The following is a 14,350-nucleotide window of genomic DNA, read 5'->3' on the forward strand; positions in this document are numbered from 1 at the left end:
GCACGAACCCCGAAGGGCCCGCTCCGCTGTCCGGAGCCGGGCCCTTCGGGGTTTCGGCGTTCTTCCCGCGGATGCACCGGCGGTGATCCGCGCCGGCGTCCTAGTCGAGCACCACGCAGGACGCCGCGGGTGCCTTGACCGAACCGCCGCGCTTCGGCACGCCCGTGACCTGGTCCACCTCGAACCAGGTGACGTTTCCGGAGCGCTCGTTCGCCACGTACAGGAAGCGCCCCGTCGGGTCGAGGGCGAGCGCCCGCGGCCAGGCGCCTCCGCAGGGCACCGTGGTGACCAGGCGGGGCCCCTCGCCGGGCGGGCCGGGCACGAGCACGGAGAGGACGTCCTGGCCGCGCGTGGCGGTCCACAGGAAGCGGCCGTCGGGCGAGACGACGATGCCGGACGGGTAGGCGTCTCCGTCGGGGAGGTCCGGCAGCACGGATGTCTCCCCGACCGGCCGGAGCGCTCCCTCGACGGCGTCCCACCGGCAGGCCGTGACGGTCGGAGCCAGCTCGTTGAGGACGTAGGCGCGCTCGCCGTCCGGGTGGAACGCCAGGTGGCGGGGCCCCGAGCCGGGCCGCAGCGCGAACTCGCGGTGCAGGGCGAGCGCCCCGTCCCGCAGCGCGCACACGCGTACCGAGTCCGTTCCGAGGTCGACGCTCACGGCCCACCGGCGGCTCGGGTCGGGCTGCACGTGGTGGGCGTGCGGGCCCTGCTGGCGCTGCCCGTGCGGACCCGATCCCTTGTGCCGCAGCACACCGGAGGCGGTGGCGAGACTCCCGTCATGGCGGATCGGCACGGCGCTGACGCTGCCGGAGCCGTAGTTGGCCGTCAGGACGTGCCCGTCGAAGAGGCTCAGGTGGGTGGGTCCGCTGCCGCCGACCGGCACCAACGGGCCTGCCAGGGACGGTTCGTCGCCCTTCAACCGGTAGGCGGCGACCGCGCCGTCGGCCGTCTCGCTCACCGCGTAGAGCATGTCCCCGCCGGGCGACAGGGCGAGATACGAGGGGTCGGCGACGCTGTTCACCGCGCTCAGCAGCGTCAGTGCGCCGCTCTCCTCGTCCACGGCCGCGGTGAGGACACCGAGGCCTCCTGCCGCCGTGAAGGAGCCGATGTAGGCCCGTTGCCGCCGTCCGTCGCCGTCCGCCACTGCCGTCCCCTCTCGGTGCCCAAGCCGTTCGGGGCGACGGTAGCAGCCAATGGCCTAGACCAGATGCGAGGCCTCGGCCGTCGGCCCGCCCGGTCCCGTCGCCGGCAAGGCGTTGGCCGGTTCCGGGCGGGGCATTCCGCATGGCGCGCCCTCGGGTGGCCGTGCCCGCGGACCACTCCCGCGCGGTCCACGGACTCCGTGCGGGCGACAGCCGCGGAGTTGCCCGTCCGACCGCCTGGTCCACTCGCTGTGTGGTCGGTGAAACTGCCTCGTCCATGAGCGATGGGTCCAACCGCCCTGCGTACGGAGGGGGTTCAGGCGCTCACGGCCGACGAGCCGCGCAGGGGTGTGGCCAGTGCGGCGAGCGCTCGTTCCAGGCCATGGAGGTGGACCAGCGCCTGCTCGGTGCCGGCGTGGTGCCTGGCCGCGGAGTGGCGGCCCGGCGTGCCCTCGACGGCCGCCACGGCACGTTCCGGCACCGCGCCGACCAGGACCTCCACCGCCGTCTCGACACGCCCGCAGGCGGCCGTCAGACGTGCGTCGTACGAGGCGTCCGGGTCGGCGGCGACGGCTGCGAGACCACGCACCTCCCGGGCGCAGTCGTCGAGGAGTGCGAGCACCTGGCGGGCCCGGGCCTTGCGGGCACGCATCGGGTTGAGGGGGTGCACGAGCGGCGCGAGGGCGAACCGGACCCGGCCCAGCATCGCCTCCAGCTCCGCCGCCAGCGGCGCGGGGTCGGCGTCACCGTCACACGCGAGGCGTCGGGCCGCCGCCGCGGTGCAACCGTGCACGGCGCGTACGGCCTGGCCCACCCAGCGGTCGGTGACCGCGTGCGTGGTGACGGGCAGGATCAGCGCGACGGCGAGCGCGGCACCGAGCGCGCCGGCAGCGGTCTCCGCGAGCCGCAGCCCCAGCAGGCCCGGGTGCAGCACGCCCAGCAGCCCGTAGAGCAGGCCGGCCATGACGGTGACGAAGAACATCATCCAGCTGTACGAGAGAGCCGCCGTGTAGAAGATCCCCCAGACGCAGACCGCCACGATCGCCGCGGTGGGTGCGGGGGCGCCGTCCAGCGGTACGGCGATCAGCAGGCCGGCCACGATGCCGGTGACCGTGCCGACGACGCGCCTGAAGCCGCGTACGAGGGTCTCGCCGCGCGAGGACGTGTTGACGAAGATCCACCAGGCGGTGCCGACGGCCCAGTACCAGCGCTCGTGGGACAGGACCTGGCCCGCGGCGATCGCGAAGGCACAGGCGGCCGTCGCCTGGAAGGCCTGGCGGGTCGTCGGCCGGGAGAGCCCTCGGCCGGCCGGAGCGGCGGGCGTGACGGGCGGCGCCGTGCGCCGCTCGATGCACCACACGCCGAAACGCACCACCGAGGACGCCGCGAGCGCCAGCGCCATCGCGGCGTACAACTGCGGGAGCTGGCCGGGCACGGCGTGCAGGAACTGCGTGATGAAGAAGGTCATGAACGCGAAGATGCCGAGCGCGTGGCCGCGCGGCCCCCACCGGCGGGCGTACACCCCGCAGAAGATCACGGCGAGCCAGATCGCGTCGCGCACGGTCGGCACCGCGTGGAGGGTGGCCGCTAGGGCGAGCACGGGGAAGCCGACGACGGGCAGCAGGGCGGTGGTGACCGCCTGGCCGCGCACGGTCGGATCGCCGACCGTGAACAGCGCGAGGAGCGCGGCGAGACCGCCGGTGATCGAGGCGGGCAGCGAGAGTCCGGCCAGCTCCGACGCGGCCACCGCGAGACCGATGCCGAGCACCGCCCGCAGCGAGATCCGCAGCCGTGCCAGGCCCGGATCCGGAGCCATGAACATCTTCTTCACCGTCGGCAGCCCGCCCCCACTTCGCATCGACCCCACCGTCAGGACGTGCCTTGTTCAGGACGTGCCCTCAGGACATGGCAATGGCGCCGCAGCTCCGGATCCGGCTTCCTTGCCGGTCCGGGTCTTCGCGGCGCCATGAATGACGCGAGTCCGCGCCATGGATACCCACAAGGTACGCAGTGCGGGAGCAGTGGCTCAACCGGCTCCTGGTCTACTGGGCCATTGGTACAGTCGGGAACGATCAGTCAAGACCACAGGGAGACCAACGGACCATGGCCGTGGACGAGCTCGACACCCGCATCCTGCGGCTGCTCATGGAGCAGCCGCGCACCAGCGTGCGCGAGTACGCGCGCGTCCTCGGCATCGCCCGCGGCACATTGCAGGCGCGGCTCGACCGGCTGGAGCGGGACGGCGTGATCACCGGTACGGGCCCCTCGCTCTCCCCCGCCGCGCTCGGGCACCCGGTGCTCGCGTTCGTGCACATCGAGGTCACCCAGGGCCATCTCGACGACGTGGGCGACGCGTTGGCGGCCGTGCCGGAGATCATCGAGGCGTTCTCGATCACCGGCGGCGGGGACCTGCTGACGCGGGTCGTCGCGCGGGACAACGGACACCTGGAGGACGTGATCCAGGCGCTGATCAGCCTGCCGGGCGTCGTCCGCACCCGGACCGAGGTCGCGCTGCGCGAGCGCGTGCCGCAGCGGATGCTGCCGTTGGTGGAGTCGATCGGGCGTACGGCCCGGGGGTGATCGCTCACATCCTCATGGGTGATCAATCGCATCCGGGACCCGGCATCCTGGATCACATGAGCAATCTCGGCGGCACTTCGGTCATCTTCGATCTCGACGGAACGCTTGTGGACAGCGAGCCGAACTACTACGAGGCGGGACGGCAGACGCTCGCCGGGCAGGGCATCGCGGACTTCACCTGGGCGGACCACGAGCGGTACGTCGGTATCAGCACGCGGGAGACGATCGCGCTCTGGAAGGAGCGGTACGCCCTGGACGCCCCGCTCGACGCGCTCCTCGCGGACAAGAACCGGCGCTATCTGGAGCTGGCCCGCGCCTCCACCCCGGTCTACCCGGAGATGCGGAAGTTCGTGGAGCTGCTGGCCGGGGAGGGTGTGCCGATGGCTGTGGCCTCGGGGTCCTCCCGCGAGGCCATCGAGGCGATCCTGACGGGCACGGGGCTGTCCGCGTATCTGCGGACGGTCGTCTCGGCGGAGGAGGTCGCCTCCGGCAAGCCGGCTCCCGATGTCTTCCTGGAGGCGGCGCGGCGGCTCGGGGCGGCTCCCGGGGACTGCGTGGTCCTGGAGGACGCCGCGCCGGGGGCGGCCGCGGCGCACGCGGCCGGGATGCGGTGCATCGCGGTCCCGTACGTCGCGGGGCAGGCCGACGATCCGGCGTTCGCCACGGTGGAGCTGCTGTTGCGGGGCGGGCAGGACGAGTTCACGGCCCGGGCCGCGTACGAGTGGCTCCGCCGGTGGGGCGGGGAGGCGTAGGTGGGTTGTCGGCATCGGGTTTGCTGTGGCCGGTCGCGCAGTTCTTCGCGCCCCTGGGGGTGAGGCAAGTCCTGCGGCTGCGGGTGGACTGTGGTTGAGCGCGCCTCCCCGCGCCCCTGAAGGGCGTGCCTGGCCCGGGCGAGTTTCCCAGCTCAGCCCCGTCGGGCCCGTGCGTGGCCCTTGCCCTATGCGACGCCCGCCGCGTCGAGCAGGGCCGTCGCCATGGTGGTGGTCAGGCCCTCCAGGGTTTCTGCCTTTGCGCCGGCGCGGGCGCTCGCTCCGTCGAAGACGAGGGTGAGCTGGCGGGCGAGGAGCTGGGGGTCGCGGGCGCCGCCCCGCTCGGCCTCGACGTGGAAGGCCTCGGTCAGGGCGCCCTTGACCCGCAGGGCGACGACGCTCGCCGGATGCTCGGGGTTCTTCAGCTCGACCAGGGCGGACAGGTACGGGCAGCCGCGGTAGTCGTCCTTCGTCGAGGCCTGCTCCAGCAACTCGAAGATGTGCAGGATCCGGGCACGGGGCGGCCTGGCGTCCTCGGCGTCGAAGTCCAACTGCCGCGCGTACTCCGGCGCACGCCGCTCCAGGCTCGCCGCGAGCACCTCGTCCTTGCTCGCGTAGAGCTGGTACATCGAGCGCTTGGACACCCCGGCGGCCCGGCACAGCGCCTCGACGCCGATGGAGACGCCCTCGCGGTAGAAGAGCTCCATGGCCGCGTCGAGCAGCCGGTCCCTCGTGGATGTCTTGTCCGTACTGGCCATGAGCGGAGGGTACCTCCGTCGGGGAACGCCCCCAAAACCGATCGGTCTACCGCCTACGCGGTCGCTGAAGGCTAGGCGACGAGCTGCGGATACAGCACCGACAGGTCCGCGGACAGCCCCGACTTCACCTGGCGGGACAGGTCGTCGGCCAGCACCTCGAACGCCCCGGTGTCGATGCCGTCGAGCGCCTGGGCGGCCACGTCCTCGGGCGAGACCTTGGGGACGTCGATCTTCGCCGTCATGTCCGTGTCGACGTATCCGACGTGGAGCCCGGTGACACCGATCCCACGCGGCTTGAGGTCGAGCCGCAGGGAGTTGGTCTGGGACCAGACAGCGGCCTTGGACGCGCTGTACGAGCCGGCGAGACCGATCCACGACAGCACGGAGTGGACGTTCAGGATGTGGCCGCCGCCGTTGCGCTCGATGACCGGGACGAACGCCCGCGCGGTGAGCAGCGGTCCGTAGAAGTTCGTCTCGAAGTCCCGGCGCACGTCCTCGACCGGCGCCTCCAGGAAGGACGCGTTCACGGAGACCCCGGCGTTGTTGATCAGGATGGTGACGTCGCCGGCCAGCTCGGCCGCCGCCGCGACGGACGCGGGGTCGGTGACCTCCAGCGCCAGCGGGACCGCCCGGGGATGCGTGACCGTCCGCGGATCACGGGCCGTGGCGTACACCTTCTTCGCCCCTCGCTCGAAAAGCCCTTCCACCAGCGCCTTGCCGATCCCCCTGCTGCCGCCGGTCACCAGGACGACGGAACCCTCGATCGCAGTCATGTCACTCTCCGAACTCAGCACACGAACACTCGGAAACCGATCGGTTTCCCTCTGCCGGGAACGGTAAACCGATCGGTTTCAGAAAGCAAGGCCGCCGAACCGCGGGCGAACGCGAGTGGGGCCCCGTCGTAGTGACGGGGCCCCACATGGCTGCTGAGCCGGTGCCGGCCGGTTGAACCGGTGGCGGTCGGTCGGCGTTACGCGCCGCTCGCCCTGAGCATGTCCTCGCGCTCGACGAGCTTCACGCGCTCGCGGCCCTGGGGCTCACCCAGCGCCTTCTCCGCGGCGTCCAGGCGGTACCACCCGTCCCACGTGGTGAAGCGGACGTCCCGCTCGGCGAGGAACGCGTCCACAGCCTCCGGACCGGGCGAAACAGGCGTGTGCAAACGGCCGTTGGCGTGGTCGTCCAGCAGGCTGGCGACCGTCTCGTTGGCGTCACCCTTGGTGTGACCGATCAGACCGACGGGCCCGCGCCGGATCCAGCCGGTGACATACGCCGACTGGAGGTGCTCGCCGGTCTCCTCCATCACCCGGCCGGCCTTGTCCGGGACGGTGCCCGTCTCGACGTCCCAGGGCAGCTTGGGCAGCTTGTCGGAGAGGTAGCCGACGGCCCGGTACACCGCGCCGAGGTCCCAGTCCTTGAACTCGCCGGTGCCCTTGACGTTCCCGGTGCCGTCGAGGGCGGTGCGCTCGGTGCGCAGGCCCACGACCTGGCCGTCCTCGCCGAGGATCTCGGTCGGCGACTCGAAGAAGTGCAGGAACAGCTTGTGCGGCCGGTCGCCGACGTCGCGGATGGCCCAGTTCTCCAGGGTCTTGGCGACCATGTCGGCCTGCTTGTTGCCCCGCCGGGTGGCGATCGAGCCGTCGTCGTAGTCGATGTCCTCGGGGTCGACGATGACCTCGATGTTCGGGGAGTGGTCCAGTTCCCGCAGCTCCATCGGGCTGAACTTCGCCTGCGCCGGGCCACGGCGGCCGAACACGTGGACCTCAAGGGCCTTGTTGGCCTTGATGCCGTCGTACACGTTCGCCGGGATCTCGGTCGGCAGCAGTTCGTCGGCGGTCTTGGCGAGGATCCGCGCCACGTCGAGCGCCACGTTGCCGACGCCGAGGACGGCGACCTTCTCCGCCTCCAGGGGCCAGGTGCGCGGCACGTCCGGGTGCCCGTCGTACCAGGAGACGAAGTCGGCCGCGCCGTACGAGCCTTCGAGGTCGATGCCGGCTATGTCGAGGGCCCGGTCGGCCGTGGCGCCCGTGGAGAAGATCACCGCGTCGTAGAAGGCACGCAGGTCGTCCAGGTTGATGTCGCCCGGGTAGTCGACGTTGCCGAAGAGGCGGATCTGCGGCTTGTCGAGCACCTGGTGCAGGGCGTTGATGATGCCCTTGATGCGCGGGTGGTCGGGGGCGACGCCGTAGCGGATCAGGCCGAACGGGGCCGGCATCCGCTCGAAGAGATCGATGGACACGCCGGGCTCGACGGCCACTGCGGACTTCAACAGCGCGTCGGCGGCGTAGATCCCGGCGGGGCCGGCTCCGACTATGGCTACCCGCAGGGGGCGAGGCATGTTCAGGTTCCCTTCGAGCGATGATCGATCAGGAGTACTCACCCGGAGCCTAAACTAAGGCATGCCTAAGTCAGTAGTCGGGCCCGATCTATGACCCCATAAGGCCGGTTTATGGGGTCCGCGCGCATGAAGGGACGGGAGGCGACTCCCCTGCCGGGTCGGTCGACTCCCGTGTCAGCTCGGTCGAGTCGGCGCCCGTGCCGGGTCAGCTGTCGTAGTCGACGGTCAGCGTCTCGGAGACCGGATACGACTGGCACGTGAGGACGTACCCCGCGTCCACCTCGTCGGCTTCGAGGGCGAAGTTGCGGCGCATGTCGGCCTTGCCGTCGGTGACCAGTGCCCGGCAGGTGCCGCAGACGCCGCCCTTGCAGGCGAAGGGCAGGTCGGGGCGGGTCTTCTGAGCGCCGTCGAGAACGCTCCGGTCCCGGGCGAGGGCTGCGGTGGTGGAGCGCCCGTCGAGGGTGATGGTCACCTGGCTGACGGCCCCCTCGATGGCGGCCTCCTCGTGACGCACTTCCCGTACGGGCTCGTCGTCGGCGTAGAACAGCTCCTGGTGGACGCGGTCGCCGGGCACGCCGAGACCGGCGAGTACCCCCTGGGCGTCACGGACCATGCCGTGCGGGCCGCACAGCCACCAGTGGTCGGCCGACTTCACGTCGACCAGGGCGCCGACGAGCGCCGAGAGCCGCTCGGCGTCGAGGCGGCCGGAGAGCACCTCTGCCTCCCGGGGCTCGCGCGACAGCACATGGGCGAGCTGGAAACGGGCCGGGTACAGGTCCTTCAGGTCCGCCAGCTCGTCGGCGAACATCACGGTGCCGGTGCGCCGGTTGCCGTAGAAGAGGGTGACGGTGGAGCGGGGGTCCCCGGCCAGGACGGACTCGGCGATGGACACCATGGGTGTGATGCCGGAGCCCGCCGCGATCAGCACGTGATGACCGTGCGTGGTGAGGTCGGGGGTGAAGAAGCCGGTGGGGGCCATCACCTCGACGGTGTCGCCGGGGCGTACGTCCCGCACGAGCCAGGCAGAGAACAGGCCGCCCGGCACCACCCGCACCCCGATGCGCGGCACCGAACCGGCCGGAGAGCAGATCGAGTACGAGCGCCGCTCGTCCCGTCCGTCGATCTCGCGCCGCAGCGTGAGCGACTGCCCGGGCGCGAAGGCGAACTCCTCGGCCAGTTCCTCCGGGATCTCGAAGCTGACGGCCACCGCGTCCTCGCACAACGGCTGCACGGAGGCGACGCGGAGGGTGTGGAAGACCGGGCGGCGGGTGCGTACACGCGGACGCACCGCCGGGCCCTTCAGGTCTCCCATCGGCTCTTCCCTCAGGCCTTCCATCAGATCTCCTTGACGTACTCGAACGGCTCGCGGCAGGCGAGGCAGCGCCACAGCGCCTTGCAGGACGTGGCGGCGAAGCGGGAGATCTCCTCGGTGTCCGCCGAACCGCAGCGCGGGCAGTCCACCGTGCGCCGGGTGGGCGACAGCACGAGCGGAACGGGACCGGCGGCGCGGCGGGGTGCGGCGCCGGGCGGCGCGATGCCGTGCTCGGCGAGCTTGCGCCGGCCCTCCGGAGTGATCCAGTCGCTCGTCCACGGCGGGTCGAGGACCGTACGGATCTCCACGCGCGCGTAGCCCGCGCCGCGCAGCCGTGCCGCCACGTCCGCGCGCATCTCGGCCATCGCCGGGCAGCCGGAGTAGGTCGGCGTCAGACTCGCTACCACGGTCCCGTCACCGGTCACCTCGACTGCGCGCAGGACGCCGAGGTCGGCCAGGGTCAGCATGGGCAGTTCGGGGTCCGGCACCTGCTCGGCGATCTGCCGGGCGTGCCGCGCGTCCGTCAGTACGGTCACCATGTCGCCCCCGGATGTGCGCGGGCCACGCTCTGCAACTCGGCCAGCAGCGGCGTGAGATGCTCGGTGTGCTCCCCGCCACGGCCGACGCCGGGCAGCGGCCGGTACACGGGCATCGGCAGCCCGGCCGCCTCGGTGACCTGCCGCAGCACGGCGACCACTTCGCCCCGCACGTCGTAGGCCGTGAACAACTCGCCGAAGTACGGGGCGACCCGCTCCATCGCCGTACGCGTCCGGCGGCGCGACTCGTCCGTGCCGTCACCGAGGCGCACGGCCCACTCGGCCGCGTACTGCCGGTGGTAGGTCAGCTCTTTGACGCCCTTGGCGGCGATGGCCGAGAGGACGGGGTCGGGGTACGACGAGAGTTCCGCGAAGTGCGCGAGGCGCCAGCTGGACAGGACCAGCAGCCGCACGATCGAGAACGCGAAGTCCCCGCCCGGGAGTTCGGCCAGGCGGACGTTCCTGAAGTCCTCCGCGTCCCGGAAGTAGGCGTACGCGTCCTCGTCGCGCCCGGTGCCGTCGACCTGGCCGGCGCGTGCGTACAGCAGGCGGGCCTGGCCGAGGAGGTCGAGGCCGATGTTGGCCAGCGCGACCTCCTCCTCCAGCTCCGGGGCGCGCGTGGTCCACTCGGCCAGCCGCTGCGCGGAGACCAGGGCGTCGTCGGCGAGTGCCACGCAGTCGGCGGCCAGCCGGCCGGTGTCGACGCCCTCGGGCACGGTGGTGTCCACCCCGTGCAGCGGGTCCTCGAAGCCGGTGCCGTACGCCCAGCGGGCGTCGTCCTCGTGTCCCTCGGCGAGGGTCATGTAGACGTGGTCGTCACTCATGCCCTGCTCCTCAGATGTGCGGGACGTCGTCGGGGATGTCGTAGAAGGTCGGGTGGCGGTAGACCTTGTCGGCGCTCGGCGCGAAGAACGGGTCCTTCTCGTCGCGCGTGGACGCCGCGATGTGCTCCGAGCGCACCACCCAGATCGAGACGCCCTCGTTGCGCCGGGTGTACAGGTCGCGGGCGTGGGTGAGCGCCATGGCGTCGTCGGCGGCGTGCAGTGAGCCCACATGGACGTGGTTCAGCCCGCGCTTGCCGCGCACGAACACCTCGTACAGCGGCCAGTCGCCCTTGCCGGTGCCCGGTGTGGAGCCCGGGGTGATGTCGCTCATGCCGTCGCTCCTTCGCGCGCGCGGGCCGCCTGCTTGGCCGCGTGGGCCGTGGCCGCCTCCCGCACCCAGGCGCCCTCCTCATGGGCGCTGCGGCGCCGCTCCACCCGCTCGGCGTTGCACGGTCCGCCGCCGGAAATGACGCGCTTGAGCTCCGCCCAGTCGGGGGTGCCGAAGTCGTGGCTGCCACGCTCCTCGTTCCAGCGCAGCTCCGGGTCCGGCAACGTGACGCCGATCTTCTCGGCCTGCGGGACCGTCATGTCGACGAACCGCTGACGCAGCTCGTCGTTGCTGTGCCGCTTGATCTTCCAGGCCATCGACGCCGCCGAGTTGGGCGAGTCGCCGTCGGGCGGGCCGAACATCATGAGCGACGGCCACCACCAGCGGTTCACCGAGTCCTGGACCATGGCCCGCTGGGCCTCGGTGCCACGCATCATCGTCATCAGCAGCTCGTAGCCCTGCCGCTGGTGGAACGACTCCTCCTTGCAGATCCGCACCATCGCGCGTGCATAGGGCCCGTACGAACTCCTGCACAGCGGGACCTGGTTGCAGATCGCCGCGCCGTCCACGAACCAGCCGATGACGCCGACGTCGGCGAAGGTCGGGGTGGGGTAGTTGAAGATCGACGAGTACTTCTGGCGCCCCTCGATGAGCCGCTCGGTGAGGTCCGCGCGGTCGGCGCCCAGGGTCTCCGCCGCCGAGTACAGATACAGCCCGTGGCCGGCCTCGTCCTGGACCTTCGCGAACAGGATGGCCTTGCGGCGCAGCGAGGGCGCACGCGTGATCCACTCGCCCTCCGGCTGCATGCCGATGATCTCCGAGTGCGCGTGCTGCGCGATCTGCCGCACCAGCGTCCTGCGGTAGCCGTCCGGCATCCAGTCGCGCGGCTCGACCCGCTGGTCCCGCGCGATCGTCGCGTCGAACTGCTGCTGCAACTCCTGGAGCGGCACCTCGGCGGAGTGTGTCGTGGTCATCGATACCAGCTTCCCAACCGACCATTCGTTCGGTATCAGTGTGACGTGTTTCCGCCGACCGGGCAAGCCCCTGGCACGATGAGCGGCGGTTCAGCGGCGGCGCGGCTCCGGGCCCGTGAACGCCTGCGTGCATGCCACGGCCGCCGGTCATGTGATTGTGGAATAATTCAACATGAGCTACGAAAGGCCACTTTCGTGACCGAGATGAGCAATGGGGCCGACTACGAGAGCATTCGGTTCGACCGCAGCGGTCAGGCCGAAGCCTTTGACGCCATCGGCGACCGCTATGACGAGGCCTTCCCGCACAAGGAGGGCCAGCTCTCCGCCGGAGCGTGGCTGATCGACTCGCTGCCGGCTGGTGCGCGTGTGCTCGACCTCGGCTGCGGCACCGGAGTGCCGACCACGCGCCAGATGACGGACGCCGGCTTCGAGGTGGTGGGCGTCGACCTGTCGGGCAGGATGGTGCGGCTCGCCCGCGAGTACGTTCCCACGGCGACGTTCCACCAGCTGGACATCGCCGACCTGCGCCCCGGCGGCCCGCACGACCTCGGCCGCTTCGACGCCGTCGCGGCCTTCTTCTCCTTGCTGATGCTGCCCCGCGTGGAGATTCCCCTCGCCCTGCGGACGGTCCGCCACCTGCTCGTTCCCGGTGGTCTGTTCGTCCTCTCGATGGTGGAGGCCGATGTGGACAACTACGCGATCCCGTTCCTCGGAAACACCATCCGGGTCTCCGGCTACGTGCTGGAGGACCTGCACAAGGTCATCGAGACCGGTGGTTTCGAGATCGTCAAGGAGGCCTCCTACACCTACGCCCCGGCGGTCGCCGACGTCCCGCCCGAGGAACAGGTCTTCCTCTGCTGCCGACGGCAAGACTGAACGGGCACGACCCCTCACCGCGGACCGCGGTCCCACCGACGGGACGAAACGCGTGACGGAGCACCCCACCCCCAAGGGCCCGCGGGTCACCCGGACCCCCCAGCCGCCCCCGCCGCACGGCCCCCGTGCCGGAGGCAGGGGTTCCCCCGCCCCGGGGGCGGACAGCTCCACGGAACCGGGTCCCGGCAGGGGAGGCTCGCAGACCGACCGGCTTCAGTACCTGGACGTGGCGACCCGCCGGATCGCCCGCGGTATGGACCTGGACGAGACGCTCCGCGAACTGCGCCGGGCGGCCGTCCCCGCCTTCGCGGACGCGATCATCGTCCATCTGCACGATCCGCTTCCGGTCGGGGACGAACAGTCGGCCGCGCCCGTCGTCCTGCAGCTGCACAGCGTCAGCAGGAAGCCACAGGTCCCTGCCACTTCCCGGTCGCCCCTGCTCAAGACCCATCCCCTGCACTCGGACATCGCCGAGCGCGTACGGCCGGACATCGCCGGCCGGCTCTCCAAGCTGCTGCTGGCAGGGCGGCCCGCCTTCGGTGACGCGCCCGGGATCGCGCCCGCGGTGGCCGAACTGCTCGGACCCCTGGCCGGCGTGCCGGAGGCGATCCCGCCGGGACGCCGGCTGATCATCGCCCCGCTGCACGGCCGCCGGCACGTCATGGGGACGGTCGTCCTCCTGCGCCGGCCCGACCGGTCCCCCTTCACCCGCGACGACCTGCTAGTCGCCTCACAGCTCGCGACGCACACCGCCATCGGCGTACAGAAGGCGGTGATGTACGGACACGAGGCCTCCGTGGCGGACACGTTGCAGCACACCATGCTCCCGTCGTCTCTGCCCGAGCCCACCGGGATCCGGCTGGCCAGTCGCTATCTGCCCGCCTCGAAGACCGCCCAGGTCGGAGGCGACTGGTACGACGCGATCCCGTTGCCCGGCAACCGCGTCGCGCTGATCGTCGGGGACGTCATGGGACATTCCATGACCTCCGCCGCGATCATGGGCCAGCTGCGCACCATCGTGCAGACCCTCGCCGGGCTCGACCTGCCGCCGGACGAGGTCCTGCACCACCTGGACGAGCAGGCCCAGCGCCTCGGCAGCGACCACATCGCGACCTGCCTCTACGCGATCTACGACCCGATCTCGCACCGACTGCTCATGGCGAACGCCGGCCACCCGCCCGCGGTGCTCCTGCACCCGGACGGCCACGGCGAGGTGCTGCGCGTCCCACCCGCCGCCCCCATCGGCGTCGGCGGGGTCGACTTCGAGTCCGTGGAGCTGCACGCGCCCACCGGATCGACCCTTCTCCTCTACACCGACGGCCTCGTCGAATCGCGCCAGACGGACGTGGGAACAGGCGTCGAGGCCCTGCGCACCAGCCTCCGAGCCGTCGCGGGCGGACGCACCGCACCCTCGCTCGAACTGCTCTGTGACCACATCCTGGGTGCCATGGTCCCGGGCTCCCGGGACGACGACATCGCGCTGCTCACCGCCCGGTTCGAGGGCTTCCCTCCGGACAGCGTGGGGTACTGGCACCTGGACCCCCACCCGCTGACCGCCGGACAGGCCCGCCGCCTGACCCGCAGGGCACTTCGCCGCTGGGACCTGGAATCGCTGCTCGACTCGACGGAACTCATGGTCAGCGAGGTCGTGACGAACGCCGTCCGTTTCGCCTCACGGCCCATCGCCCTGCGGCTGCTGCGCACCGACGTCCTGCGCTGCGAGGTGACCGACGACTCGTCCCAGGTGCCCCGGATGCGACAGGCCCAGCCGGGCGACGAGGGCGGCCGAGGCCTCTTCCTCGTCGACCAGTTCTCGCAGCGCTGGGGAGCGACGAGGCTGAGCACCGGCAAGGTCGTCTGGTTCGAGCAGCGGATCCCGAAGAAGCAGCCACCCGGCCATCACCGGCCTGATCGGTGACGGTCCTTGCAGACTCGT

14 protein-coding genes are annotated in these 14,350 nt (G+C 71.4%); 4 read left to right on the top strand and 10 right to left on the bottom strand.

Features of this window, described 5'->3' with window-relative positions:
- Nucleotides 1-100: 100 nt before the first annotated feature.
- A complete protein-coding gene (locus ACH4YP_RS38570; RefSeq protein ID WP_361063080.1) occupies nucleotides 101-1,144 on the bottom strand; it encodes a lactonase family protein in 1,044 nt (347 codons plus the stop codon).
- Nucleotides 1,145-1,458: 314 nt separating this feature from the next.
- Nucleotides 1,459-2,964 carry an FUSC family protein gene (locus ACH4YP_RS38575; protein WP_398495780.1) on the bottom strand — a complete coding sequence of 502 codons (1,506 nt, stop codon included), beginning with the start codon at nucleotides 2,962-2,964 and terminating at the stop codon, nucleotides 1,459-1,461.
- A 281-nt stretch (nucleotides 2,965-3,245) separates the two neighbouring features.
- On the opposite strand from ACH4YP_RS38575, the gene ACH4YP_RS38580 reads away from it, so the two are divergent.
- Nucleotides 3,246-3,722, top strand: coding sequence for an Lrp/AsnC family transcriptional regulator (locus ACH4YP_RS38580; RefSeq protein ID WP_361064026.1), 477 nt, complete (start codon nucleotides 3,246-3,248; stop codon nucleotides 3,720-3,722).
- Between the two features lie 56 nt (nucleotides 3,723-3,778).
- Complete coding sequence (locus ACH4YP_RS38585; protein ID WP_398495657.1) at nucleotides 3,779-4,474, top strand: HAD family hydrolase; 696 nt, start codon at nucleotides 3,779-3,781, stop codon at nucleotides 4,472-4,474.
- A 185-nt stretch (nucleotides 4,475-4,659) separates the two neighbouring features.
- On the opposite strand, the gene ACH4YP_RS38590 is transcribed toward ACH4YP_RS38585, so the two are convergent.
- The 8 genes from ACH4YP_RS38590 to paaA all read right to left on the bottom strand — a co-directional run bounded on the left by ACH4YP_RS38590 (nucleotide 4,660) and on the right by paaA (nucleotide 11,538).
- A complete protein-coding gene (locus ACH4YP_RS38590) occupies nucleotides 4,660-5,229 on the bottom strand; it encodes a TetR/AcrR family transcriptional regulator (protein WP_398495659.1) in 570 nt (189 codons plus the stop codon).
- A gap of 71 nt (nucleotides 5,230-5,300) precedes the next feature.
- Nucleotides 5,301-6,002, bottom strand: a complete 702-nt coding sequence (locus ACH4YP_RS38595) for an SDR family oxidoreductase (RefSeq protein WP_398495663.1) — start codon at nucleotides 6,000-6,002, stop codon at nucleotides 5,301-5,303.
- Between the two features lie 197 nt (nucleotides 6,003-6,199).
- Nucleotides 6,200-7,564 carry an FAD-dependent oxidoreductase gene (locus tag ACH4YP_RS38600; protein WP_398495665.1) on the bottom strand — a complete coding sequence of 455 codons (1,365 nt, stop codon included), beginning with the start codon at nucleotides 7,562-7,564 and terminating at the stop codon, nucleotides 6,200-6,202.
- A gap of 205 nt (nucleotides 7,565-7,769) precedes the next feature.
- A complete protein-coding gene (gene paaE, locus ACH4YP_RS38605) occupies nucleotides 7,770-8,900 on the bottom strand; it encodes a 1,2-phenylacetyl-CoA epoxidase subunit PaaE (protein ID WP_398495667.1) in 1,131 nt (376 codons plus the stop codon).
- Entirely contained in the window at nucleotides 8,900-9,415 is a 516-nt protein-coding gene (gene paaD, locus ACH4YP_RS38610; RefSeq protein WP_361064038.1) for a 1,2-phenylacetyl-CoA epoxidase subunit PaaD, read from the bottom strand. Before paaD ends, paaE begins: the two co-directional genes overlap by 1 nt.
- Nucleotides 9,409-10,236 (bottom strand): 1,2-phenylacetyl-CoA epoxidase subunit PaaC, encoded by an 828-nt coding sequence (gene paaC / locus ACH4YP_RS38615; protein WP_398495669.1) that lies wholly within the window; start codon nucleotides 10,234-10,236, stop codon nucleotides 9,409-9,411. Before paaC ends, paaD begins: the two co-directional genes overlap by 7 nt.
- Before the next feature lie 10 nt (nucleotides 10,237-10,246).
- Nucleotides 10,247-10,567, bottom strand: a complete 321-nt coding sequence (gene paaB / locus ACH4YP_RS38620) for a 1,2-phenylacetyl-CoA epoxidase subunit PaaB (protein WP_361064044.1) — start codon at nucleotides 10,565-10,567, stop codon at nucleotides 10,247-10,249.
- The gene (gene paaA, locus ACH4YP_RS38625) at nucleotides 10,564-11,538 is read right to left on the bottom strand and encodes a 1,2-phenylacetyl-CoA epoxidase subunit PaaA (protein ID WP_361064047.1); all 975 of its coding nucleotides are present in this window, start codon (nucleotides 11,536-11,538) and stop codon (nucleotides 10,564-10,566) included. The genes paaB and paaA overlap by 4 nt, the downstream gene beginning before the upstream one ends.
- A 204-nt stretch (nucleotides 11,539-11,742) precedes the next feature.
- On the opposite strand from paaA, the gene ACH4YP_RS38630 reads away from it, so the two are divergent.
- Both ACH4YP_RS38630 and ACH4YP_RS38635 read left to right on the top strand, forming a co-directional pair.
- Entirely contained in the window at nucleotides 11,743-12,414 is a 672-nt protein-coding gene (locus tag ACH4YP_RS38630; RefSeq protein WP_361064050.1) for a class I SAM-dependent methyltransferase, read from the top strand.
- A gap of 52 nt (nucleotides 12,415-12,466) precedes the next feature.
- Nucleotides 12,467-14,332, top strand: a complete 1,866-nt coding sequence (locus ACH4YP_RS38635; protein ID WP_398495671.1) for a SpoIIE family protein phosphatase — start codon at nucleotides 12,467-12,469, stop codon at nucleotides 14,330-14,332.
- Nucleotides 14,333-14,350 lie beyond the last annotated feature (18 nt).

This window comes from Streptomyces sp. NPDC020747, from assembly GCF_044334695.1.
Taxonomy (GTDB): Bacteria; Actinomycetota; Actinomycetes; order Streptomycetales; family Streptomycetaceae; genus Streptomyces.

Excerpts from the sequence above, each read along its gene's own strand:
- ACH4YP_RS38575 (WP_398495780.1), bottom strand. The coding sequence starts at position 2,964 with ATGTTCATGGCTCCGGATCCGGGCCTGGCACGGCTGCGGATCTCGCTG.
- ACH4YP_RS38580 (WP_361064026.1), top strand. The coding sequence starts at position 3,246 with ATGGCCGTGGACGAGCTCGACACCCGCATCCTGCGGCTGCTCATGGAG.
- ACH4YP_RS38585 (WP_398495657.1), top strand. The coding sequence starts at position 3,779 with ATGAGCAATCTCGGCGGCACTTCGGTCATCTTCGATCTCGACGGAACG.
- ACH4YP_RS38590 (WP_398495659.1), bottom strand. The coding sequence starts at position 5,229 with ATGGCCAGTACGGACAAGACATCCACGAGGGACCGGCTGCTCGACGCG.
- ACH4YP_RS38595 (WP_398495663.1), bottom strand. The coding sequence starts at position 6,002 with ATGACTGCGATCGAGGGTTCCGTCGTCCTGGTGACCGGCGGCAGCAGG.
- ACH4YP_RS38600 (WP_398495665.1), bottom strand. The coding sequence starts at position 7,564 with ATGCCTCGCCCCCTGCGGGTAGCCATAGTCGGAGCCGGCCCCGCCGGG.
- paaE (WP_398495667.1), bottom strand. The coding sequence starts at position 8,900 with ATGGAAGGCCTGAGGGAAGAGCCGATGGGAGACCTGAAGGGCCCGGCG.
- paaD (WP_361064038.1), bottom strand. The coding sequence starts at position 9,415 with ATGGTGACCGTACTGACGGACGCGCGGCACGCCCGGCAGATCGCCGAG.
- paaC (WP_398495669.1), bottom strand. The coding sequence starts at position 10,236 with ATGAGTGACGACCACGTCTACATGACCCTCGCCGAGGGACACGAGGAC.
- paaB (WP_361064044.1), bottom strand. The coding sequence starts at position 10,567 with ATGAGCGACATCACCCCGGGCTCCACACCGGGCACCGGCAAGGGCGAC.
- paaA (WP_361064047.1), bottom strand. The coding sequence starts at position 11,538 with ATGACCACGACACACTCCGCCGAGGTGCCGCTCCAGGAGTTGCAGCAG.
- ACH4YP_RS38630 (WP_361064050.1), top strand. The coding sequence starts at position 11,743 with ATGAGCAATGGGGCCGACTACGAGAGCATTCGGTTCGACCGCAGCGGT.